Source organism: Caproiciproducens galactitolivorans (genome assembly GCF_029266045.1).
Classification (GTDB): Bacteria; Bacillota; Clostridia; order Oscillospirales; family Acutalibacteraceae; genus Caproiciproducens; species Caproiciproducens galactitolivorans.
This window is the reverse complement of sequence record NZ_JAJUFJ010000011.1, coordinates 78,044-100,927: the sequence shown is the minus strand read 5'-3', so window position 1 is coordinate 100,927 and position 22,884 is coordinate 78,044. Positions and strand designations below refer to the sequence as shown.

General features: G+C 44.0%; 22 protein-coding genes and 5 riboswitches. Of the genes, 14 read left to right on the top strand and 8 right to left on the bottom strand.

Going from position 1 to position 22,884, the window contains the following annotated elements:
• Positions 1 to 440: 440 nt before the first annotated feature.
• From P9B68_RS09130 to P9B68_RS09115, 4 genes are all read right to left on the bottom strand, one after another.
• Entirely contained in the window at positions 441 to 1,961 is a 1,521-nt protein-coding gene (locus P9B68_RS09130; protein WP_135659019.1) for a MutS-related protein, read from the bottom strand.
• A 31-nt stretch (positions 1,962 to 1,992) separates the two neighbouring features.
• Positions 1,993 to 3,462: a MutS-related protein gene (locus P9B68_RS09125; RefSeq protein ID WP_277668894.1), complete on the bottom strand. Its 1,470-nt coding sequence runs from the start codon at positions 3,460 to 3,462 to the stop codon at positions 1,993 to 1,995.
• Positions 3,463 to 3,555: 93 nt separating this feature from the next.
• A complete protein-coding gene (locus P9B68_RS09120) occupies positions 3,556 to 4,209 on the bottom strand; it encodes a redox-sensing transcriptional repressor Rex (RefSeq protein ID WP_277668893.1) in 654 nt (217 codons plus the stop codon).
• Positions 4,210 to 4,395: 186 nt separating this feature from the next.
• Positions 4,396 to 4,465, bottom strand: a riboswitch (Fluoride riboswitch).
• Positions 4,463 to 5,245, bottom strand: a complete 783-nt coding sequence (locus P9B68_RS09115; protein WP_167875173.1) for a universal stress protein — start codon at positions 5,243 to 5,245, stop codon at positions 4,463 to 4,465. (Overlaps the previous riboswitch by 3 nt.)
• 62 nt (positions 5,246 to 5,307) lie before the next feature.
• Positions 5,308 to 5,380: riboswitch (Fluoride riboswitch) on the bottom strand.
• Positions 5,381 to 5,493: 113 nt separating this feature from the next.
• Positions 5,494 to 5,557, top strand: a riboswitch (Fluoride riboswitch).
• Positions 5,558 to 5,602: 45 nt separating this feature from the next.
• Between P9B68_RS09115 and P9B68_RS09110 the strand changes: the two genes are divergently transcribed.
• Both P9B68_RS09110 and P9B68_RS09105 read left to right on the top strand, forming a co-directional pair.
• Positions 5,603 to 6,775, top strand: a complete 1,173-nt coding sequence (locus P9B68_RS09110) for an MFS transporter (protein WP_277668892.1) — start codon at positions 5,603 to 5,605, stop codon at positions 6,773 to 6,775.
• Positions 6,776 to 6,831: 56 nt separating this feature from the next.
• On the top strand, positions 6,832 to 8,046 hold the full coding sequence (locus tag P9B68_RS09105) for an MFS transporter (RefSeq protein ID WP_277668891.1): 1,215 nt from the start codon (positions 6,832 to 6,834) through the stop codon (positions 8,044 to 8,046).
• Here the strand turns inward: P9B68_RS09105 and P9B68_RS09100 are convergent.
• Complete coding sequence (locus tag P9B68_RS09100) at positions 8,043 to 8,567, bottom strand: GNAT family N-acetyltransferase (protein WP_135658996.1); 525 nt, start codon at positions 8,565 to 8,567, stop codon at positions 8,043 to 8,045. The two genes, P9B68_RS09105 and P9B68_RS09100, sit on opposite strands and share 4 nt — an antisense overlap.
• Before the next feature lie 72 nt (positions 8,568 to 8,639).
• A riboswitch (Fluoride riboswitch) is annotated at positions 8,640 to 8,716 on the bottom strand.
• Positions 8,717 to 9,018: 302 nt separating this feature from the next.
• Positions 9,019 to 9,078, top strand: a riboswitch (Fluoride riboswitch).
• 46 nt (positions 9,079 to 9,124) lie between these two features.
• Between P9B68_RS09100 and crcB the strand changes: the two genes are divergently transcribed.
• The 9 genes from crcB (at position 9,125) to P9B68_RS09055 (ending at position 15,341) form a co-directional block, all read left to right on the top strand.
• Positions 9,125 to 9,496: a fluoride efflux transporter CrcB gene (gene crcB / locus P9B68_RS09095; protein WP_135658993.1), complete on the top strand. Its 372-nt coding sequence runs from the start codon at positions 9,125 to 9,127 to the stop codon at positions 9,494 to 9,496.
• 182 nt (positions 9,497 to 9,678) lie between these two features.
• Positions 9,679 to 10,005 carry an ArsR/SmtB family transcription factor gene (locus tag P9B68_RS09090; RefSeq protein WP_135658990.1) on the top strand — a complete coding sequence of 109 codons (327 nt, stop codon included), beginning with the start codon at positions 9,679 to 9,681 and terminating at the stop codon, positions 10,003 to 10,005.
• 68 nt (positions 10,006 to 10,073) lie between these two features.
• Positions 10,074 to 11,087: a permease gene (locus tag P9B68_RS09085; protein ID WP_135658987.1), complete on the top strand. Its 1,014-nt coding sequence runs from the start codon at positions 10,074 to 10,076 to the stop codon at positions 11,085 to 11,087.
• A 160-nt stretch (positions 11,088 to 11,247) separates the two neighbouring features.
• Positions 11,248 to 11,604 carry a DUF2703 domain-containing protein gene (locus P9B68_RS09080; RefSeq protein WP_330686115.1) on the top strand — a complete coding sequence of 119 codons (357 nt, stop codon included), beginning with the start codon at positions 11,248 to 11,250 and terminating at the stop codon, positions 11,602 to 11,604.
• Positions 11,605 to 11,639: 35 nt separating this feature from the next.
• Positions 11,640 to 11,981: a thioredoxin family protein gene (locus P9B68_RS09075; protein ID WP_135658985.1), complete on the top strand. Its 342-nt coding sequence runs from the start codon at positions 11,640 to 11,642 to the stop codon at positions 11,979 to 11,981.
• Between the two features lie 219 nt (positions 11,982 to 12,200).
• A complete protein-coding gene (locus P9B68_RS09070; RefSeq protein ID WP_135658982.1) occupies positions 12,201 to 12,635 on the top strand; it encodes a cytochrome b5 domain-containing protein in 435 nt (144 codons plus the stop codon).
• Positions 12,632 to 13,492, top strand: a complete 861-nt coding sequence (locus P9B68_RS09065; protein WP_135658980.1) for a hydrogenase small subunit — start codon at positions 12,632 to 12,634, stop codon at positions 13,490 to 13,492. Before P9B68_RS09070 ends, P9B68_RS09065 begins: the two co-directional genes overlap by 4 nt.
• An 8-nt stretch (positions 13,493 to 13,500) precedes the next feature.
• Positions 13,501 to 14,904 (top strand): nickel-dependent hydrogenase large subunit, encoded by a 1,404-nt coding sequence (locus P9B68_RS09060; protein WP_277668890.1) that lies wholly within the window; start codon positions 13,501 to 13,503, stop codon positions 14,902 to 14,904.
• Positions 14,901 to 15,341, top strand: coding sequence for a hydrogenase maturation protease (locus tag P9B68_RS09055; RefSeq protein ID WP_277668889.1), 441 nt, complete (start codon positions 14,901 to 14,903; stop codon positions 15,339 to 15,341). The genes P9B68_RS09060 and P9B68_RS09055 overlap by 4 nt, the downstream gene beginning before the upstream one ends.
• Before the next feature lie 360 nt (positions 15,342 to 15,701).
• On the opposite strand, the gene P9B68_RS09050 is transcribed toward P9B68_RS09055, so the two are convergent.
• Together P9B68_RS09050 and murQ are read right to left on the bottom strand one after the other, a co-directional pair.
• Positions 15,702 to 16,538 (bottom strand): MurR/RpiR family transcriptional regulator, encoded by an 837-nt coding sequence (locus P9B68_RS09050; RefSeq protein WP_135658974.1) that lies wholly within the window; start codon positions 16,536 to 16,538, stop codon positions 15,702 to 15,704.
• Between the two features lie 18 nt (positions 16,539 to 16,556).
• Positions 16,557 to 17,498 carry an N-acetylmuramic acid 6-phosphate etherase gene (murQ, locus tag P9B68_RS09045; RefSeq protein WP_277668888.1) on the bottom strand — a complete coding sequence of 314 codons (942 nt, stop codon included), beginning with the start codon at positions 17,496 to 17,498 and terminating at the stop codon, positions 16,557 to 16,559.
• A 463-nt stretch (positions 17,499 to 17,961) separates the two neighbouring features.
• On the opposite strand from murQ, the gene P9B68_RS09040 reads away from it, so the two are divergent.
• On the top strand, positions 17,962 to 19,395 hold the full coding sequence (locus tag P9B68_RS09040) for a PTS transporter subunit EIIC (protein WP_277668887.1): 1,434 nt from the start codon (positions 17,962 to 17,964) through the stop codon (positions 19,393 to 19,395).
• Between the two features lie 14 nt (positions 19,396 to 19,409).
• Entirely contained in the window at positions 19,410 to 20,462 is a 1,053-nt protein-coding gene (locus P9B68_RS09035; protein ID WP_277668886.1) for a MupG family TIM beta-alpha barrel fold protein, read from the top strand.
• A gap of 97 nt (positions 20,463 to 20,559) precedes the next feature.
• Here P9B68_RS09035 and pta read toward each other — a convergent pair whose 3' ends face one another.
• On the bottom strand, positions 20,560 to 21,534 hold the full coding sequence (gene pta, locus P9B68_RS09030) for a phosphate acetyltransferase (protein ID WP_135658965.1): 975 nt from the start codon (positions 21,532 to 21,534) through the stop codon (positions 20,560 to 20,562).
• 378 nt (positions 21,535 to 21,912) lie between these two features.
• Here pta and P9B68_RS09025 point away from each other — a divergent pair, with 378 nt between their 5' ends.
• Positions 21,913 to 22,782 carry an aldose 1-epimerase family protein gene (locus P9B68_RS09025; RefSeq protein ID WP_135658963.1) on the top strand — a complete coding sequence of 290 codons (870 nt, stop codon included), beginning with the start codon at positions 21,913 to 21,915 and terminating at the stop codon, positions 22,780 to 22,782.
• The last annotated feature ends 102 nt before the right edge of the window (positions 22,783 to 22,884 follow it).

The window sequence follows — 22,884 nt, the reverse complement described above, 5'->3', positions numbered from 1 at the left end:
ATTGAAGATTGCTCATACTCACATTTCCACGTTGCCGCGGAAGATATGAGGCAATTCGATCAAATTGTTCTTTTGTTATTTCCATATAATTATTATACTATATTTTATACTTTAATGCAATAGTGTTAACAGACTCTAGCAGGTAGTCGGTTCCTTTAACTTCTTCAAAAAATTGCAGTTTTTTGAAAGCTTATTAAAGTACGTATTTTTTTTGCCTTATACAAGGCATATCTTTAAATCCGGAAAAAGAAAATCCGGGGAATTGAAGTGCATTTCTACACTCCGATTCCCCGGTACTTTAATTGAATTTAAACCGCATAGTAAAAAATCCTCCAGACCAGCAAAGTCTGGAGGACTATGACGCAGTTGATTCAGGGTGTGAAAATAGCTTCTCCAAACCTGCATTCTTTTATTTGATAAGGAACGATATAAAGTGGATACTACTCTGTTCCTTGTGTTTTGGGCAAAACCCAGTTTTTTTGAAGAAATATTTTGCGATACAGATCTTCGCCATAAGCAGTTTGAACTGGCTGCCCGGGAGCGATCTGAAACGTCCGCGTTCCATCTTCTGACCTTTGTGCTGTTAAATACAGAACATCCTGACGTCCATCCTGAAGAAAGCTGATTGCGTAAGTATAAAGGTGTGTAACAGAAAATACTTCAATTTTATTATCAATCAGCGCCTTTGTAATCTGTCGGCAGATTTCAGAACCTTCCCGTTCGTTTGTAGCCGCAAAAGATTCATTAAAGAGCACAAAAGAATAGGGACTGAGTTGATCGGAAATTTGATTCATACGAGACAGTTCTTCATCAAGCTTTCCGCTTTTCATAGAACTATCCTCTTCTTTTTTGAAATGGGTAAAAATTTTATTCCTTATTGGAGCCTGAAAGGATTCAGCTCCGACAAACATCCCACATTGCATCATCAACTGAGCCTGGCCAATACTTCGGAGAAATGTCGACTTTCCCCCTTGATTTGCGCCCGTAATGATAGTAAGGCGCTTATTTTCTGCACAAACCCGATTACCGATAACCGATGTATTTTTGGTCAAAGCAAGGCTAATGTCGTATAAATTATCAAATTTTCTATTTTCAGATCGGAGAGAAAGTAATTCAGGAATACATAGAGGCATCTTTAATTCCTTCATTTTGTCGTGCAAATTCAAGCAGCCTATATAAAAGGCAAGCTCCTGTTGAAGGGTCAGAAAAAAGTTTCCAATGTGTTCCGCTGATTGTGAAAGAACATTGGTACTTTCGTTAATTGCCCGATCACGTCTTTTTCCAAAATCAGAAGCACCGGCATCATCCCTTGGCGCTAGGTTAAATTCAGGAGAGAAACTCCAATGCCACCAAAAATGCTTTCCTTCTTTGCGCCTTAAAACATAATTCACACCTTGACAATAGTTACCAAGATTAGCACTAATCAATATTCCTTTGTTATCTTCATCTTTTAGTTCATTCAGCAACGCTCTAACCTGTGTAAAATAGTCATCACTCAGTTCATCTTGCAACATCTGAATGAATCGTTTCCAACCTTTTGCATGAAAATTCTGCGAATTACGTACTGCTGCATTACGGATGTTCAACAATGCTTCGGAATAAAGCTTTAGAAGGGTAATGGAGCTTGAATAATTGATTGACAAAGACTGATTAGGCGATAACCACGACCATAATCTGCTCTTCTGTTCCTTTGTTTCACAAGTAATTTTATATAATTTCCTTATGGTATCTGAATTACTAATACAGTCTTTGAGAATATCCTGTCGGTAACGAATTTGCTCTATGTTTTTCAAAGAATGAGACAGGACTTGATCGCATACATTCTCAACCAAGTCGTCCCCGTTGCCCATTGCGGATATAATCCGTTTTAATTCGAGATCATCAGACAATGTTTTCCAATCACAAGAGGGTTTTTCCTGCATATTAAAATCAAAATCATCAGCTAATAATCTGACTTCCATTTTTACCTATTCCTTCCGTACTTGGTACTATTCACATTTTTTGCTTTAGCCGTGCGCTGAGCTGAGCATAAGTAAGATGGTATTTCGAGGCGATGTGAAGTGCATAAGCCAGTCCGTCAGGAGGCTTACGTACAATTTGAAAGGTCCTTATTGTAGGATCGTTTTCATCTACCGTACTCATCATACTGACTGTTTCTTTTCCGTAAGTGGCAAGTTCATCAATAAATGTTACACAAATAGCCGGACAGCCGATTTTCACAATGGCATCCATCATATGGTTGCCCAGCAAAATAGCGTCCGATAGGGTGGTTGAAGAAAATATTTCGTTGATGACAATAAGGCTTTTCGAAGTGGCATGGCTTAGAATGTCATACAGTCGTTCCAAATCATCCTGTAGTTTTCCGTTGAGTGATGATAAATCTTCTTCGCGTTCGAAATGAGTGTAAATCTGGTCAAATAATAAAAGCGATGCCTCTTTTCCCGGAACGCACAAGCCGAGACTTGCAAGATAATGGATTTGCCCAAATGCGCGCGCATAGGTAGTTTTTCCTCCCTGATTTGGCCCTGTGACGACTAAAATCCGTTCCGGAGGCTCCAGCGTAAAATCGTTTGTAACCGGCTTGTTTTCAGAGCCAAGCGACTTTGCCAGTGCAAGATCGAAGAAGTTTAGGTCGTAGAGCCTGTCAGCACCGGACGTAAGCCTGGGATAGCAGAAAGGCAGCCCCCTTTCTTTGAGAGGTGCTATAAATCCCAGCCATGAAAGATAGAAGTGAACTTCACGTGAAAACTGCGCGATAACCGGATCAATGAATTCCAAGTTCCGCATACAGAAATCGTTCAGATCAGAAAAAACATTTGGGTAGCAGGTTGCGACCAGTTTGAGAACAGCAGCTTCCACATGCTCTGCCCGAGGTTCTTCCGTCAGCTTGTGGCGGTACTCTTGCACATTTCCCTGCTGAAAACGGGCAAATAATTCGCGGACGTCAACGCTGATGTCTGGCTGATTCTCGTATTTTCGGACTCGTATGGCGCCGTTTTTTATCAACATACAATAGTGCACCGTGGAAAGTTCCTTTTTCAGATCATCCACGCTTGTTTTCAAGGTAAGGAACTTCTCGCTTTCTTGATAGTTATGCAGATAGTCCACAAATCTCTGTAAGCCTTTCGAAAGTATCGTCTTTTTATTTAGACCATTTACTGCCTCAATGATGACGGAACAATATCGACTTGCAAAATCCAACATTCGTCCTCTGGCCAAATAGTTGTTTTGATAAGCGTCATTGGAAACCAGAATTTTCCTCAATTGATCTTGAAAGGCATTGAGCTCAAAAATGGTTTTAGAAAAAGTGGAAATGAGCTCCCGTAGCCCATCATTTTCAAGGTCACGCATAACATCCTGCCGATATTGGATAATATCCGCATTAGCGAGGGGTGTCAAAAACCAGCGATCCAGCTGGTATGTTTTGTAGCCGGTTAAAATTGGGTGGATTATTTGATCCAAATTTAGGTCTTTGAAATAGCCCGGTTCTGATTCCGCTTCCTGATGAGGAATCTTATCATCATTTGGGAATAAAATGCTGAAGAACGTAAAGCATCAATCCTTTCCAATTTGTGCGTCTGTTGACATGTCACATTGGGTTATTGTATTTGCATATGCAGCAAGTGATCTAAGCGTGTCCGTCATGCGTTCGTTGAATATCATCATATGGCTCGGAGCTTTGAGCTGGACGGAAGAAAAGTTCCATATAGCAACGATACCTGCTCTGACTAGTGCATCACAGGTCGTTTGCGCGCTGATACCTGGTGTCGCAATAATGGCAATCTTCGCATTCAACCGATGGCATATTGCTTCCAACTCATTAACAGGATAAACCGGCTTTCCCGATACGCCTTTTCGAATCAATTGTTCGTTAATATCAAAACCGGCGAGAATGTCGAGACCGTAGACGGAAAACCCAGCATAACCCAAAAGTGCTTTCCCGATTTTTCCAACACCGACCAATACCACCGCACTTGCTGATTTGCAGAGCATATGCTGATAAACCGCTTGAAAAAGTTCTTCCCGATTAATTTCTCTGAAACGTTCTATACCTAACAGAATCTGTATATCTCCCTTGACAGTTTTTGAAGGGATAGAAAGATCCTTTGCGATAGCGTTTAGCTTCAAGGCTTGTATATTTTGGGGGATATTTTGCAAATACTTAAAATAAAGTGGGATGCGCCGCATCATATCATTATCAACTTTCATATAACACCATTTCATAAATTGAATTACCCTGACTTATCCAATTCCTCAATGCTTTGCTTATAAATTGTCGTAAATCCATCAATTAATGGAACAGGCCCCGAATATTTCTCAGTTGGTTCATCGGTCATAAAAATTCCCTCTTGAGCGGTAAGCACCGTAAAAAACAGCTGATGCCATCTACCGCAATTTGTTGTAGAAGTCATCAGCCATTCGTTTCGGCTTGTTGCCAAGGGAGAACTTCATTCCCTTTTATTTAGTTTTCCGTGTTCTCAAAGCGGGCAATATAATGGAATTTTAGTGGTTCCGTCATGCTTGGGTTTACTACTTTTATTTGATCCAGATGGTCGTAACAAACCAGTATTTCAACCTGAATCTCTTTTTCTTCCCCTTTCTTTAAATCGTAATGATCCGGCTGTTTGTTCTGAGGCGGAAGGTTCCACATATTTCCATCCGGGTTAAAAGCTAGATGATTCAGCCTCATTTTCCCCTCTAAGACCGTAATAAAATAACTGCATATTCCCGCTTGAACCGGCAGATAACAAGTGCTCGTTTTCAGACTGGCTTGCCCTGCCAAGGTGACAATATCATCCATATGCTTGCATCTTACTAATTTACGGTTCAATCGTTCATAGGAACCGTTTTCCGGTACAATCATGACGATGCAACTAGCGTATTTTACCACATAAGACGCTACAGATCCAATCATTTGAGACCAACCGTCTTTGGTGGATTTTGTCATTACAATGATATCTATGTTATTTTGGTTTGCACAATCCAAAATCCCTTCCCCGGCGCGGCCAATCACTACTTCTTTTTTCACCTGAAAACCCGGCATTTGATCGGAAACAGCATCCAAAGTCGATTTCATTTCCTTTTTTATCTTATCAAATTCTTTCGCAGAAAACATTGACGCAATATCTTCCCGAACCATGAGCAGTACAATATTCACGTCTTTTGGCATGTATAGTGACTTTACCAAGTCAACCGCTTTCATGCTGCGTTCCGTTCCGTCAATCGGGATAAGGATATTTCTCATGACAGTGCCTCCCATCTGATAAGTCCCCCCCTTAGACGATGAAAAAGGCTGACAACCTCTACAATCTTGTAGAAGCCATCAGCTGTAATCAGCAATTCGGATATTCCGAAGGGGAGCTTCATCCCTTTAAGGGTAGTATAGCACTTTGCATCAGCATCTGCAAGAATTATACTAACTTTTATCAATTGTATTTGCAGCATTGAATTATAGTTGACAAAACACAGTCTTATGACTAAACTTAAAGCAATTAGAATAACGGCGATGAAGTTCGCCTTATACCCCATTTCTGGGGTTAATGACTTCTATTATTATAAATAATAGAAGTTTTTTTGTTGGAGAAAAAAGGAGTGTATCATCATGAAGCGAAACAGAAACAATGTTCGTACTCTCGGATGGGTAGCTTTCTTCGGAGGATTCGGGCAAGATATGATACAGCCCATCCTGCCTGTATTCTATTCCTCAGTCCTTGGCATGAGCAAGGAGATGATAGGGTTAGTAGAAGGTAGCCTTACAACAATCGTAAGCATCTTCAAAATTTTGTCTGGATTTTTGTCGGATAAACTAAAAAAGCGTAAAGCAATCGTATTTATTGGATATTTATTATCTGCAGTCAGTCGATTTTTGTTCGGCTTTGCTTCTACAGCATGGCAGGCTTTTGTTCTCCGCTTTGCCGACGGTATAGGAAAGGGCATAAAGGATGCGCCAAGAGACGCGCTTGTTGCTCAATCCGCAAAAGAAGGGGAAATGGGATTTTCCTTTGGCTATCAGCGCACACTTGATACATTTGGCTCTGTTGTTGGCCCACTTGCTACCGCCGGTCTCTTATGGCTTCTTGCGAAAAATATTATGCGATACAGAATTATTTTCTATATTGGCGGATTGATTTCAGCCATTACCCTTTTGCTGATTGTTTTTTTCGTGAGAGAAAAGTCTCAACCGGATTCACCCCAAGGGAGTAAGTTTAATTGGACACTCTTAAAAGGCAAATTCCTATATTTTCTGATTATAATGCTAATATTCACTTTAGGAAATTCAAGTGATTCCTATTTAATTTTACGTGCTCAAAATGTAGGTGTCAGCGTCATCGCAATTCCTGTTGTATATGCACTGTTTAACCTATTCTATGCGCTCCTATCCACACCGGCAGGTGCGTTGTCCGATAAAATCGGGCGGGTTAAAGTCATGCAAGCCGGGTGGCTGATTTACGCAATCGCCTATGTCGGGTTTGCTCTTGCAAATCAAGCATGGCAAATCTGGATCATTTATATCTTTTACGGGTTCTATTATGCGACGACAGAGGGTATAGCAAAAGCGTTAGTTGCACATATTGTGCCTGATAATCAGCGTGGCACAGCATACGGATTTTTTAATGCTTCTCTCGGACTAATGTCCTTACCTGCAAATTTAATTGCCGGATTCCTATGGGACAAAGTTGCACCGGCAGCAACTTTTTATTTCGGAGCTGCTTGTGCAATAATATCTTTAATTCTTTTAAGCTTTTCAAAATTAGAAAGATGTGCTGCCGATTAGGCAATGCTAAGAAATTGCTGCGCAAAAAAGAAACAGCATTTGGGAGACAATAATATATGGATAAAACAACTAAAAAGAAAAATCTCGCACTTGAATTTATTCTATTATTTGGATTAATCAGCGCCTTGGGGGATATTACTTATGAAGGAGCGCGTAGTATCTATGGCAGCTATTTAGGTGTATTGGGTGCCAATGCCGTGGCAGTTGGACTTATAACGGGTTTTGGAGAATTCCTGGGATATGCAATCCGGGCTGTTTCGGGATATTTTATTGATAAAACCGGTAATAGCTGGATTGTGACGACTATAGGCTATGCTATGCTTATTTCAGTTCCATTACTGGCTTTGGCTGAGCATTGGGAAATTGCAGCACTATTTATTATTCTTGAACGAATTGGCAAAGCGGTACGCAGCCCCGGCAAAGATACTATGATTTCACATGCAACAAAGCATATAGGATCTGGATTTGGTTTTGGTATTAGTGAGGCTCTTGACCAGATCGGCGCAATTATTGGGCCTCTTATTTTTACGGTATGTCTTTCATCTTTTGGCGGGTATAAGCAGGGGGTTCAAATTATGTGGGCTCCTGCAATTTTAACGATTGCCGTCGTATTATATACAAAGCATAAGTATCCGAATCCGTCGCAATTTGAAACAATCACCGTGTCCGGAGGGGCAGCAAATCAAAAACCGCAAGCTTCAAAAAGGAAGGTATCGGCTGATTATTGGTTATATTCTCTGTTCATTTTTTTTAGTGTTCTTGGCTTTGCCGGCTTTCCTATACTTTCCTATCACTTTTTATTTCAAAGAATATTAAACCAAGCGGCAATTCCAACATTATATGCAGTTGCTATGGCAATTGATGGATTGCTTGCTGTTTTTATCGGAAAGCTTTATGATCGTATGGGAATAAAAGTTCTCGTATCTATTTCGCTTTTAAGTATTGCTGTATCAGTTTTAGGCTTCTCTACTTCAACTGCTTTTGCTGTCATCAGCATTTTATTGTGGGGATGTGTAATGAGCATTCATGAAACTGTTATGAAAGCAGCAATATCTGATATTACCCCTGTTGCCGATAGAGGAAAAGCCTTTGGTTATTTTAACACAATATATGGAATGGCAATGTTAATTGGAAATTCAGCCATGGGTTTTATATATGAGCGGTCAGTTCTTTATGTAATTCTGTATGCCGTTATAATAGAAGTACTCTCTATTGCTGTATTCCTTGCTTTTATAAATAATCTTAAACGTGAACAGAGAAAACGTAGTTAGACTGGTTTCGAATCGCAACAGTTGCTTAACATATCTGATTTGCTTCTTTTTTCCATAAGTACTGTCTTTCTCCAAGTTCCAAACCGATCACGAGCTATTTTATTACGAAAACCGACTTCCCGAAATCCACACTTTTGAAACAACAAAATGCAAGAATAATTATTATGCATTATTGTCGCTTGTAACGTCCAAAATCCTTCTTTTTCTGATTCTTTTATGACTTTATCTAATAGCAATGTTCCAATTCCTTGATGCTTTGACTTGTTTTCCACGTAGACACTAACTTCAGCTACACCAGAATATGCAGTTTCATTTGAAACAGGCGACAACGCAATCCAACCGAGAATTCTCCCGTTTTGCTCATATATGTAACGGCATTTCTGTAGATATGTTTTGTTCCATATTTCATAAGTTGGACACATTGTTTGAAATGTCGCTAAATTCGTATCAATTCCCTGATGATATATTTTTTGGACTTTATTCCAGTCGCTTTCCTTGAACGGTCTAATAAAATCTTCCATTTTACCCACCCGCTATCAAACTAAAAAATTCCCCTTTGGAAATGCATGCGTAAAAAAGCTGATGACTTCACCAATTTAGTAGAAGCCATCAGCTGTTCTCAGCAACAATTTGGACATTTCCAAAGGGGAGCTTCATCCCTTGCATAGTATAGCACTTGGGAAAGCAATCTTCAATATTAAAAATAGCAATTCATTGTTTGTCAATTTTATCTAGTGTTGATCAGTAATACAATCCTTATATTTCAATTTGTCATTTAACAGTAATCCTTCCGGTAGTTATACTGGGCATCCAAAAAATGGTGAAAATCCCGAATAAGCGTGGATGATCTTTTGCTCAAATTGTAATAAATGCACAAAATCAAACCGAAAAATTAATAATTTTCTACCTTTTGGTTCGTTTTCGTATCTTTTATTAAATTTATAAAGCAATGAAAGTTGTATAATAATAATATAGCGATTTGGTGATGAAGCTCACCATAATGCAGTCAATGCTAACGGCTTCTACTTTGAGAAAAGGTAGAAGCTTATATTTTTGCCTTGAGGGTGGTATATTTCTTATGAAACTCAGTAGAATCTTAATAGTTGGCTTGGGAGGCTTCCTTGGCACCGCGCTCCGCTGCATCATTTCGACCGCTACAGCAAAATATTTTGGCGATTTTCCCATAGGAACTCTTATTGTAAATGTCCTTGGCGGCTTCACCATGGGCTTCATCATGGAAGCAAGCACCAGTATCTGGCCTATTTCTGCAAATGCCAGAATATTTTTAACTACAGGGATTATGGGCGGCCTTACCACTTTCTCCACTTTCAGCTATGAAACCGTCTCATTCTTTTCCGACGGCGAATACCTGATGGGTGGAATGAATGCAGGATTAAACCTTTTTTTCGCTTTATTCGCCTGCTGGTTTGGAAAAATAGTAGCCCAATAAAATCAAATGCTCTAAAAAACGAAGATATTTGAAGAAAACGAGAGTTTATTAAGGGAGTCTCTGATTTAATCTTACTATTGGGTTATTATTTCCAGTCAATACTTCCTGATTTCATATTGACAAAACTTGATTTGACGTATATATTAATAACATATCAAATAATTTTGATATGAGGTGATAGCTTGTCAACCGTATATGAAGAACAGGCAAAAGTGTTCAAGGCATTTTGCGACGAAAAACGCCTTAGGATACTTGAACTTCTGCGCGACGGGGAAAAATGCGCCTGCGTTTTGTCGGAACAGTTGGACTTGGGGCAATCGGGGCTTTCCTATCACATGAAGATTCTGGTTGAATCGGGTATTGTGGAGAGTCGGCAGGAAGGCAAATGGACGCATTACAAAATTAGTGAAAAGGGAAGCGCCTATACCGGTAATCTATTAAAAAAACTGACAACGCCCAACGCGGTTACAGAAGAAAAAATTTGTTGCAAATCTAAAAAGCCATCCTGACGATGGCTTTTTTAAGAACAGAATACATCAAATTTTTTTGATGTTATTGAAAGTGAGGTTTATCTCTCATGCAGATACTAAAATTAATTTGGGACTTTTTCCAATACCAGATCCTTGCTATGAAATGGCTGGATGGCCTAATCCGAAGTGGCCTGACCGCTATTGGACTTGATACATCGGCGCGGTTGGGTGGAAGCATTGAGTTTTTCTTATACGATGTGATTAAGATCACGATACTTCTGTGTTCGCTGATTTTTCTCATCAGTTATATCCAAAGTTACTTCCCACCGGAGCGCAGCAAACGGATTCTCGGTCGTTTCCACGGTGTCTGGGCAAACTGCATTTCGGCGCTCCTTGGCACGGTGACGCCGTTCTGTTCCTGTTCCTCTATACCACTATTCATTGGGTTTACATCCGCAGGGCTTCCTGTTGGTGTGACGTTTTCGTTCCTGATTTCTTCCCCAATGGTGGATCTCGGATCGTTGCTTCTGTTGATGAGCATTTTCGGTGCAAGAGTAGCAATTATTTATGTTATTGTTGGGCTGATCGTCGCAGTCGTCGGAGGCACGATTATTGAAAAACTGCATATGGAGCGGTATGTTGAGAGCTTTATCCTGTCAGCGGGTAGTGTGGACATCGAATCGCCAGACCTGACAAAAAAAGACCGACTGATTTATGCAAAAGAGCAAATGCTCTCCACCTTCAAAAAGGTGTTTCCCTATATTCTGGTCGGTGTAGGCATCGGCGCGGTCATTCACAACTGGATTCCGGCAGAATGGGTATCGCTCGTGCTGGGAAGCAAAAATCCCTTTGGCGTCGTTCTGGCAACCCTAATCGGGGTCCCGATGTATGCCGATATCTTCGGTACTATTCCGATTGCTGAGGCACTATTATATAAGGGGGCACAGCTTGGTACTATCCTTTCATTTATGATGGCTGTCACAACGCTGTCCCTTCCGTCCATGATCATGCTCCGCAAGGCGGTCAAACCGAAGCTGCTGGCACTGTTCATCGGCATCTGTACCATAGGCATTATCCTTGTAGGCTATTTTTTCAACGCGATTCAAGGATTTATCATATAGGAGAAAAGTGTTATGGCAAAGACATGGTATCCTATTATTGACTATCTGATATGCGCGGAGTGCGGCACCTGCGTTACAAGATCTTGATTTTGCAGACCTGTAACCGCTGCATCGGAACGGATACTGTGCTTGATGAAGTAATGGCGACGCTTACCCCGCGCTGCAGCTTGCCGGTTTTGATATCGAGTATAACAAGATCGCCGAGAGGTTTAGATTTCTTTCCTCTCCGACGATCCGTGTAAACGGTCAGGATATTTGCGGGTTCGTAAAAGAGAACCGTTGCGGATGCTGCAGCGAAATCAACGGAGCTGATGTTGACTGTCGGGTATTTGAATACAATGGGGAAAGTTATGAAGTGCCTCCCAATGAGATGCTTGCCGAGGCAATTCTGAAAACCATATTCGGAACAACAAGTGATTGTTACTGCGGCGACTATAAACTGCCGGACAATCTGAAAACTTTTTATGAGGGGAAAGCCAGTAAATCAGCATACTCCTGCGGGAGCAATTGCTGCTAACCAATAACAACAACTGATAAAGGAGCGTAATGAATATGTCACTATTCGGAAAGAAAAAGAAAGAAACGACTTCCTGCTGCGGAGGAAACTGCGATGCGAAAAGCATGGCCAAGGCTGAGAGCGCTAAAGTCGAAGGCGCAAGTGTAAAAGTGCTTGGAAGCGGCTGCGCAAAATGCAATCAGCTTGAAGCCGCTGCTAAAGCAGCGCTGGAACAACTCGGCATGGATACGACGATTGACCATGTGACCGATTTCTCACAAATCGCAGCCTATGGCGTCATGTCAACGCCTGCCCTTGTGATAGATGGAAAGATTGTTTCTTACGGTAAGGTTCTTAATACTGAGGATATCGTTAAGATACTGCAAAAGGTAAGATAAGCCGTTAAAATGAGGTTCCAGACGATTTCATTAAAATACAGAAACTGACTAAAACTCTTAAAAATAGTGAAGATTTTCCGGCTGGCAGTTTTATCTAGAACTGCCAGCCGAAATTATTTGACTGGATATCCATAAAGTTCAGAGCTCTGGGAAAACACAGAGGAAATTACGGTGGAATATAATAAAGCAAATCCGAATAAACCTTAAAGGAGAATCGCAATGAACCGCCGTGATGAAATGAATAAAATAATCCAAGATTTCAGTACAAGTGTAAACCTCTTGCAGGTTACGGCAGACGAAATAACCAAAAGCAATATTTTGGACCATATAAGATGTAAGATTTATGATCTCTATTTGATTAACAACTTGGGTGCAGAGCTGAAAATGCAAAGCAATGCCGTCAGGACGCTGCCTTTTCAGAACAACAGAATTTTTACTAAGGAAGAACTCTCAAGGTATAACGGAAAAAACGGCATGCCTGCCTATGTCGCTGTGAACGGTACTGTCTATGACGTGACGAACAATGCTGCATGGGGAGCTGCAACCCATTTTGGCCTTACAGCAGGGAATGATCTATCCACACAATTTGCGTCATGCCATGCTGGACATCCAATCTTACAAAATTTGCCTATTGTGGGGACGATGGTGGAATGAATGGTTATGAAAATTTAACAGAGTGTTTGATGAGGGAAGTGCGGGACCGGTTTTCCGTATCATGTAAACCGGATATCAATCTTGTCTGGCTGGAACTTACCGGATGCTCTGGCAATATTATTTCCCTGCTGGATGGCAGTCAGCCGAATTTTACCTTCCTAATCACCCACATGATTCGTTTTATCTACAACAACAGCCTGATGGCCGCTGAGGGAAACGCTGCCATGCAGAAACTGAAAAGCGTTGTGGCGACGCCATATATTCTGGCAGTAGAGGGTGCTGTCGCGACCGCAAATGATGGTTATTATAATATTATCGGCCAAATGGATGGAAAGCCGCTGACAGCCCTTGCTGCTTTGAAAATGCTTGGAGAGCGGGCTAAGTCGGTCATTGCGGTGGGAGCCTGTGCATCCCATGGGGGAATATCTTCAGCTTTTCCAAACCCGGCGCATTGCGTTGGAATACAAGACGTACTTACGCGAAAAGTGATTCAACTGCCCGGATGTCCCTGCCACCCTGACTGGTTTGTGGGAACCCTTGCATATTTGCTGCTGTATGGAGAACCGGAACTTGATCGAATGAACCGGCCGGTCATGTTTTACGCACATACCATTCACGACCGCTGCGAGCGCCGTTCTCTGTTTGACCGCGGCGTTTTTGCACAGAAACTCGGCGATGGAGGATGTATGTTCAAACTGGGCTGCCGGGGGCCTGTTACCCGAATCGACTGCCCGGTCCGTAAATGGAACGGGCGTACGAATTGGCCTGTTGGAGCCAGCACACCGTGTATTGGCTGTGCACAGTTTGGATTTCCCGATAAAATGGAACCATTCATTTCTTATGACACAACAAAATGAGGAAACATATGGAACATATTTTAATTAACCCCCTTACGCGAATTAGTGGATTTTTGCAGATAGAAGCGACCATTAATAACGGCGTTATCGAGGATGCGCGGAATAGTGGGTTCCTATTTCGTGGGTTTGAGAAGATTCTTCTAAACCGCAGCCCGTTTGACTCCGTATATTTTACTCAGCGCATTTGCGGAATCTGTTCCGCAGCTCATTCCATGGCATCTTCTCTCGCTCTGGAAGATGCACTTAGTATTATCCCTTCCGAACAGGGGAAGATCCTGCGGGATATTGTCCACGGTTGTGAATTTCTGCAGAACCATATCCGGCATTTTTATCAATATACTGTTCCAGATTATGTCCGGCTTCCGGAAAAATTTCCACTATTTGATACTGTCGGCAATGACTTCCGTCTATCGCCGGAGCAGACGGAAGCAATCTCAAACCACTATTTTGACTCATTAAAAGTCGGTATGCAGACCCATGAAATGCTGGCCGTACTTGGTGGAAAAGCTCCTCATAACCATGGCATTTTTATTGGCGGGGTTACCGTCAGACCGACTACGGACGACGTAATCCATATGAAATCTCTGCTGTCTGTGATCCGTGATTTTGTTGACAACAAAATGGTCAGTGATATGGGGGTAATCGCAAACGCTTATCAGGACTATTTCCATTTAGGCGGAGGATGTGGGAATCTTCTAAGCTATGGTTGCTTTCAAGGTTATGATTCACTTGGAACGCTCTATCTTCAACCTTGCATCATGACGGATGGGGTAAAACAGCCGTTTGACGCACGCAACATAACCGAATCCATCGACTACGCATGGTATTCGGGAAAAGACAGTTATGAACCTTTTGAAACAGTCTCGGAACCGGATATGCAGAAACAAAAAGCGTATTCCTGGATCAAGGCGCCGCGATACCTTGGAAAACCTTTTGAAGTAGGGCCACTTGCGCGTCAGATTTTATGCGGGTGTTACGAAAATCATGTTTCCGCTATGGACAGGATTGTTGCGCGTGTCTATGAAACGCATAAAATCATAGAAATCCTGACAGTTTTACTGGATCAGGTTGTACCTGGCGTAGAGACGCAAAACCGTTATGAACTGCCACTGCGGGCGAAGGGAATGGGGCTGATCGATACCACTCGGGGTGCTCTTGGCCATTGGATGAAAATAAACGAAGGAAAAATTGCTTTTTATCAGATTATTACGCCGTCTGTTTGGAACTTTTCCACGCGTGACGGGCAAACACAAGGACCGTCCGAATTATCTCTAATCGGTACTCCAATCCACGATACCTATAATCCGGTCGAAATAGGGCGTATTTTGCGTTCCTTCGACCCATGCGTTTCCTGCGCAACCCATGTTTTATGTCCGGGTAATGAAACAAAAGTCTATCAGGTGGTTTCATGAATAATGTTTCAGTTGTCGGAATAGGAAACAGCCTTTACTGTGACGACGGTGTCGGATGCGAAGTGGTGCGAAGGCTAATGGAACGGAATAAAGATGATCACCTTGAATTCATAATTGCCGAGTCCGATATTTATTATTGCTTATCAAAAATTCATGCGTCGAGCATTGTCATCGTAGACGCTTTATACGCCGGATACAAACCGGGAAGTATTCATCTATTTAACCTGAAAGAATGTTCGGCATGCTTACAAAATGGTCTATCCATGCATAATCAGCATCTCATTCCATTGTTGAAGACAACAGGGGCTTTCACTATTTTAATCATAGGGATTGAACCGTTTGAGTTGTCGCTTCAGGCCGGATTGAGCCATGCAATGGAACTGTGTTTGCCTAACATTGTGAATTCAACGGCAGTCATACTAAGTAGCATTGCTTAGGCCTTAATGCTTTGGACAATAGATTATACTTTCGGCTGTAAATAAAATGCCCCCAAAAGTTAGACAATATTTTAATTTTACGGAAGCTTTGTAAGTGTTTGGCTCCCTTTTATCCTCTGATATACAAAAAATGTATTTTTGCTCGCTTTCATCTTGAAGACCTCCTCGATATTTTTGTTAGGTTGACAGACCTGAACTTTAATATATCGGGGAGTTTTATTTTTGTCCATAGCTAAAGATTTTTACCCACCAGCAGAGCTGGTGGATTTTATTCCGTACAAATCGCCATTCCTTCGCATAGTGAAGCAATGGCGACAGAAAAATGCGCCGCCGCAGGCCTATCCGCGGTGGCGCATTTCTTTATTTCAAACGTTTTACAACCTCTTTTGTTTTTACCAAAGATTCCTTTGTTTTCTCAATATCATTTTTCGCAATGCCGAGATAGAGAAGATCCGTCACAATCAGCGAAGCGTTCCTGGAGGCAATCGCCCCAAGGCGCAATTCCCGCTCCGTTGTTGGAATATACAGCAAGACGTCCGCCAGCTTAGTCAGCGGGGTCTTTTTGAATTGTGTAATCGCGATTGTAGCCGCGCCGGATTCCTTTGCAAACTGCATCGCTGTATTTACTTCGTGCGTTTTCCCGCTGTAGCTTACCGCAAGGGCGGCGTCCTGGGGCGTCATATGGGCTGCGGACGCAAACTGGTCGTGAAAATCCTTATGGTAAACAACATGGCGGTTGATTCTGCTCAACTTTTCCATAAAGTCCGTACAGACATTCCCGGAGCCGCTGACGCCGAACAGATAGATTGTCCGGCTGTTCAATAAAACGTTGACCGCCCTTTCCAGACTCTCAATATTCAAAAGCCGATAAGCCTGATTCTGCAGCATTGTATTCAAGTTTTCCGCTTTTTTCACCACCATCGCCATCGTATCGTGCTCATTGATCATGTCGTCAAAATTCATGATGTCATCCGTAGTATCCCGCGCAAGGTCAACCTTCATCGCCGTAAACCCGCTGTAGCCGAGCTTATGGGCAAAACGGATCACCGCAGCAGCCGAAACGCCGACCTTCTCCCCCAGTATCTGTGCCGAATTTAAGGTGACCTGGCTTGCATGCTGCAAGATGTAATCCGCAAGCTTTTTTTCCGTATCGGTATAGCTTGCCATTCCTTCACGAATCTTGTAAACACAGCTCATGGCGCAAAATCCTTTCCGCTACTTTGCATTTGCTTGAACGGTTTCAGAGGAGCTCTCTTTCAGCGAGCGGATCGCTCTGGAAATATTGTTCTGGTTTCTTTTTAAAATTATATCACAATTTTCGCGGGAAAGGCCAGTTAGCGCCATACAAATTGCAATTTTTACATTGGAGCCGCTTTTCTCCAGAAAGCCTGCGGCATCTTCGTAGCTGCATCCGCTGCTGGATGCGATGATGCGCTTCGCGCGCTCCACAAGCTTTTCATTGGTGGGCTGCACGTCCACCATTAAATTTCCGTACACTTTCCCGTACTTGATCATAAGGGAAGTGGAAATCATATTTAAAATCATCTTTTGCGCCGTCCCCGCTTTCATCCGGGTAGAACCGGTGATGACCTCCGGCCCGACGACCGCTTCAATTTTTGCCTTTGCGTGCCTGGAGATTTCCGCATGGTTCACACAGCTGATCGCGCCGGTGTAAGCGCCGACTTCATTCGCATAATCCAGTCCGCCTATGACATAGGGGGTGCGCCCGCTCGCGGCAAGGCCGATTACCGTATCATCCGCTGTGAGCAAAATTTTCTCAAGGTCAAGCCGGGCTAAGGCAGGGTCGTCCTCCGCGCCCTCCTTTGCTTTCAGCAGCGCGCCAAAGCCGCCCGCAATCATGCCCTGTATTAGGGAAGCGTCCACGCCGTAAGTTGGCGGGCATTCGCTGGCGTCCAGCACGCCAAGCCGGCCGGAGGTACCGGCCCCGATATAGATCACCCGCCCGCCCTTAAGCATGCGGGGGTAAACGGCGTCAATCAGCAAAGCGATATCCGGTAACGTTTTTTCCACGGCGTACGCTACGGTTTTATCTTCCTCGTTAATGATATTCAGAATACCCATCGTATCCATCGTATCGATATTTTTGCTTTTCGGATTCACGCTTTCCGTATCCAATTCATTTAAATTCAGTGACATTCCACATTTCCCCTTATTCCTTTTTGACAGTATTAAAATCATTCAATGAAAAGGCCGTTTTTATTATAGCAATATTAAAATATAAATTCAACGATAGTTGAAAAAATAGTAAATATAATTTCTTATATTTTATATATTCACTATATTCTACGAATGTTGCTTATTACAAAATATCCATAAAATTTTAATAAACATGAAATTAAATAGGCAACAAAGAATAAAATTATTTCTAAATCAAAAAAATCCATTTGGATTCTAAATAAAATGTAAAATAAAATTTCATTAAATATATACATTATTTAAAAATATTATTGACTTATAAATTCGAAAATGTATAATAAATGTAGTCGAAGCAACGGAAGGGCATATTGGAGAAGAAAACCTGGATTCTCCCCTTGCGGGAAGAAGCAGGAAACGGTTCTTTTGCGGCGCCCTGATTTTATGAAAGAGAGGTATGTGTACTATGGATTATCGAAAGACAGCACAAGATGTCCTGTCGGCCATTGGAGGGAAGGCAAATGTCCGCGCCAACGCCACCTGCATGACGCGGCTTCGCGTGGGAATTATCGACCCAGCCAAAGTGGATATTTCGGCCATAAAAAAGATTGACGGCGTTCTGGGCGTGGTTGAATCAGACACAATTCAAATCGTGTTCGGGCCGGGAACCGTAAACAAGGTAGGCGCGGCGTTTTCCCAGCTTACCGGCCTTGCCCTTGGCTCCGAAGAGGCCGAAGAAAGCGCGCAAAACCTTGCGCAGCAAAACAAGGCGATCAATAAAGAAAAACATAACGGACCCGTTCAGCAGTTCCTTAAGCGGATTGCAAACATATTCATCCCCCTTCTGCCCGGCATTATTGCGGCGGGCCTAATCAACGGCATATGCAATGTCATCAATGTTTCCTCCGGCGGCGCGCTGAGCGGCCTGTGGTGGTATGAATGTATCCGCACCATGGGCTGGGCGCTGTTCCTCTACCTGCCCCTTCTGGTAGGAATGAACGCTGCCAAGGAATTCAAAGGTTCGCCGGTTTTAGGCGCTCTTGCAGGCGCAATGTCCATTGCCAACACATCCATGCCCCTGCTGACGAAGTTTCACGATGCGGACGTTCTTCTTCCGTTAACGGGAAAAGTATTCAACCCGGGCGCGGGCGGCTTGCTGGCCGCGCTGTTTGCCGGAATTTTCTTTGCCTATCTGGAAAGATGGATCCGCAAATGGATGCCCAACATCCTCGATACGTTCTTCACCCCTCTGCTTACGGTTATCTTCGGCAGCCTGATTGCGCTGATTGTGCTTCAGCCGCTCGGCGCGCTCTTTACCAGCGGAATCTACTGGCTGTTGAACTTCTTCTATACTTCCTTAGGCGTTGTGGGCGGCTATATCCTTTCCGCAGGCTTCCTGCCGCTCGTGGCGGTCGGCCTGCATCAGGCGTTAACCCCGATTCACGTCATGCTCAACAACCCCGATGGACCAACCCAGGGCGTAAACTACCTTCTTCCCATCCTGATGATGGCGGGAGGCGGCCAGGTTGGCGCGGGCTTTGCCCTGTTTTTGAAAACCAAAAACAAGAAGCTGAAGAGGCTGACAAGGGATTCGTTGCCGGTTGGTATCCTCGGCATTGGCGAGCCGATGATGTATGCGGTTACCCTGCCGCTCGGCAAACCGTTTGTCACCGCCTGCCTTGGGGCCGGTCTGGGCGGAATCCTCACTTCGCTGTTCCACATCGGCACCATTTCACAGGGTGTGTCCGGACTGTTCGGCCTTTTGATTGTGGTTCCGGGGCAGCAGCTGTTTTACGCCATTTCGATGGTCGCAGCCTACGCCGGTGGCTTCCTTCTTACCTATTTCTTCGGTGTGGATGAAAACAGAATTAACGAGGTCTACGGCGAGAACGAAAAATAACAGGAGAAAAACGGATGAATCAATTTGGAATTTCCCTTTATCTTGGAACAGGCTATGAAAAGAATAAAGAGATCATCGAAAAAGCAAAGCGGGCAAATCTGAGCTATGCCTTCACTTCGCTGCACATTCCCGAAGAAAGCGTTGAAAATTACGCGGAAGAGGTAAAAAGGCTGCTGGATTTGTGCAAGCGCTGTTCCATTTCCCTGATTGTGGATATTGGCCCGAGGACATTGCAAAAACTGGGCTACCGGCGCTTTGAGGAGTTGAAGCAGACTTCGATTTCCCATTTGCGCGTGGACTACGGCTTTACGTATGAGCAGATCATTGACCTGTCGAAAAGCTTTCAGATTGTATTCAACGCAAGCACCCTCCTTGAGAAGGATATCCGTGAACTGCAGAAGCGGAATGCGGACTTCACCCGGTTCAGCGCGTGCCATAATTTTTACCCGAAACCGCTGACGGGACTATCCATTGCGAAAACGCGAAGCATCAACGATAACCTCCGCCAGCTTGGAATGACCACCATGGCCTTTGTTGCCGGGGATAAGGAACTGCGCGGGCCGCTCAAGATGGGGCTTCCCACCGTGGAAGCACACCGCCGCGCCGACGTATTGCTCAGCATGCTTCAACTGATAAAGGATTGCCACACGGATATCTGCATGGTCGGAGACATTGACATCAGCGACAAAGCGTGGGAAAACGTCGGGAAATTGTCACAGGGCTATGTCAGCCTGAAAGCCGATATTGACCCTGCGTACCGTTTCATTACGAATCGAATCCACCATGACCGCCCGGATTCCAGCGAATACGTAATCCGCTCCCAAGAATCCAGAGCCTATGCTTCACAAGGCAGATTGTTCCCCGCGCAGGCTGTAAAGCCCCGAATCCGGGGAAGTATTTCCGTTAGCAACGAAGGCTATCTGCGCTATTCCGGCGAGCTGGAAATTGCTCGGAGGGACTTGGAGCCTGAGCCGAAAGTCAACATTGTCGGGCAGATCGACGAAGCGTCCCTGCCGTACCTTGACTATATTACGGACGGGATGGGCTTCGAGCTGATACAAAGCTAGACGCGAGTTCTCCGATAGATAAGATATTTCCCAAAAGAAAGAACCGCGCCTGCCGTTTCGAACGGCAGGCGCGGTTCTTTCTTTCTCCTTTATTATTTTAGATCAGCGCCGCTGTGATGATCGACATTTTGTAAACTTCATCCGCGTTGCAGCCTCTTGAAAGGTCGTTGATCGGCGCGTTCAGGCCTTGGAGAATCGGGCCATAAGCCTCAAACCCGCCGAGGCGCTGGGCAATTTTATAGCCAATGTTTCCGGCGTCAATATTCGGGAAGATGAACGTGTTCGCCTTGCCCGCAACCAAAGAACCGGAAGCCTTTGTTTTCGCTACCTCCGGGGAGAAAGCGGCGTCAAACTGAAGCTCGCCGTCAACCGGGAAGTCCGGATTCAGCGCCTTGAGCTTGTCCATCGCCCGGCGCATCTTTTCTACGGATTCGCCCTTGCCGGAACCAAGCGTGCTGTAAGAAAGCAGCGCGACGCGGGGATCAATGGAGAAAACTCTCGCCGTTTTGGCCGTTTCCACCGCGATTTCGGCAAGCTGGTCTTCGTTCGGGTCCAAATTGATGGCGCAGTCCGCCATGGCGTAAAGCTCCTCGGCATCATCTTTCCTGCGGTGAAGAATAAAGCAGCTGGATACGATCTTATTGCCGGGCTTGGTCTTGATAATCTGGAGCGCCGGACGGACCGTGTCGGCGGTGGAATAGGTTGCCCCGCCCAAAAGCGCGTCCGCTTTTCCCATTTTTACAAGCATGGTTCCGAAATAGTTGGATTTCCGAAGCGCCGCACGGCAGGCTGCTTCATCGTCCTTCCCTTTTCTCAGCTCTGCCATCATCGAAACCATTGCTTCCATATCGCTGTAATTCAGCGGATCAATAATCTCGATTCCGTCATCGACAGGGAAACCGCATTTTTCCCCTGCGGCCCGCACTTCGTCCGGGTTGCCCAAAAGGATGGGCTGAAGGATTTTTTCCTTATGCAGACGATGAGCCGCTTCGAGGATACGCGCGTCCGTTCCTTCCGTAAAAACCAAGCTCCTCTGTTTCGATTTCAGCAGTTCGATCATTTTTTCAAACATATGCCTTACCTCCATTTATTTTATTCCAGTCACGAAACCCACACACCTTAGTCCGGCTTCTATGTGACCGAAAAAATTATCGATATTGCATAACCTGCATTTTCAAAACTTGCATATGGATATATTTTACCACGAAAACAGCAAGCGTGCATTAGAAAATGAAATTTACTTGAAAACAGCCGGAGCCAATTCCCGAAAAAGGATGAAGTGGGAAATTCCGTTTGCGGTTTTGGGGCTTCTACAAAAGAACGCGATACTTTCTATTTAGAAAGAAATATTTTTAATGTTAATTTCGAACAATTTTCATTTCCACCGCCCGCTATAATAGAAAAGGTAACTGTTACCATCTGAAATCATAAAAACGGAGGAACGTTCAAAATGCAAAAAACATTACAACTTGGATGTGCGCAAGGAATCGTTGACACGCTTGGAGGCGAATTAATCTCGTACAAAAACAACGGGAGGGAATACGTCTGGACGGGCGACCCAAAGTATTGGACCGGACACGCTCCCATTCTTTTTCCATTCGTCAGCGCGCTGAAAGACAACAAAGTGAAGTTCGGTTCAACCGTCTGCTCCGCAACAGCAAAGCATGGATTTGCGCGCAAAAGTCAGTTTGAACTGACCGAGTGCACCGACACAAGGGCCGTTTTCACACTGGTTTCCAACGAGGTAACAAGGGCGCAGTACCCGTATGACTTCGCGCTTACCATCGCGCATGAAATTTCCGAAGCCGGCTACAAGACCACTTATACGGTAAAAAACACAGGAAACGGCGATATGCAGTTCTGCATCGGCGGGCACCCCGGCTTTTGCGTGGACGGCTCGATCGAGGACTACGAGCTGAAATTTGAGAAAGCGGAGAATACCGACCTTTATTATACGGACGAAAACAGCCTGTTCAGCGAGGATTATAAATTCAGCAAGCGCATTGAATCGTACACCTTCCCCCTTCTCTACAGCGATTTTGACGTTGACGCGCTCATTGCAAAGGATCTCAAGAGTCGCAAGGTCCGACTTGTAAAGAAAAGCGACGGGACCGGCGTTGAGCTTGACTTTAACGGTTTCCAAGTCCTAGTGCTGTGGACGCCGCCAAAAAAGCAGGCGCCGTTCGTCTGCCTTGAGCCGTGGAACGGGCTTCCGGCGCTTACAGATGAAAGCGGCAATTTTGAGGATAAGCCCTACCGGATTGTACTCCCAGCCGGGAAAGAATATTCTGTGGGCTATCAGGTTTCGGTACTGAAATAACAACACGCAAAGCGGCGCAAACCCGCTCGAATTGTGTAAATTCCAAACCGAATAAATTAAGAAAAAGCGCTGTTCTTTGGAACAGCACTTTTTTCTGAAAAG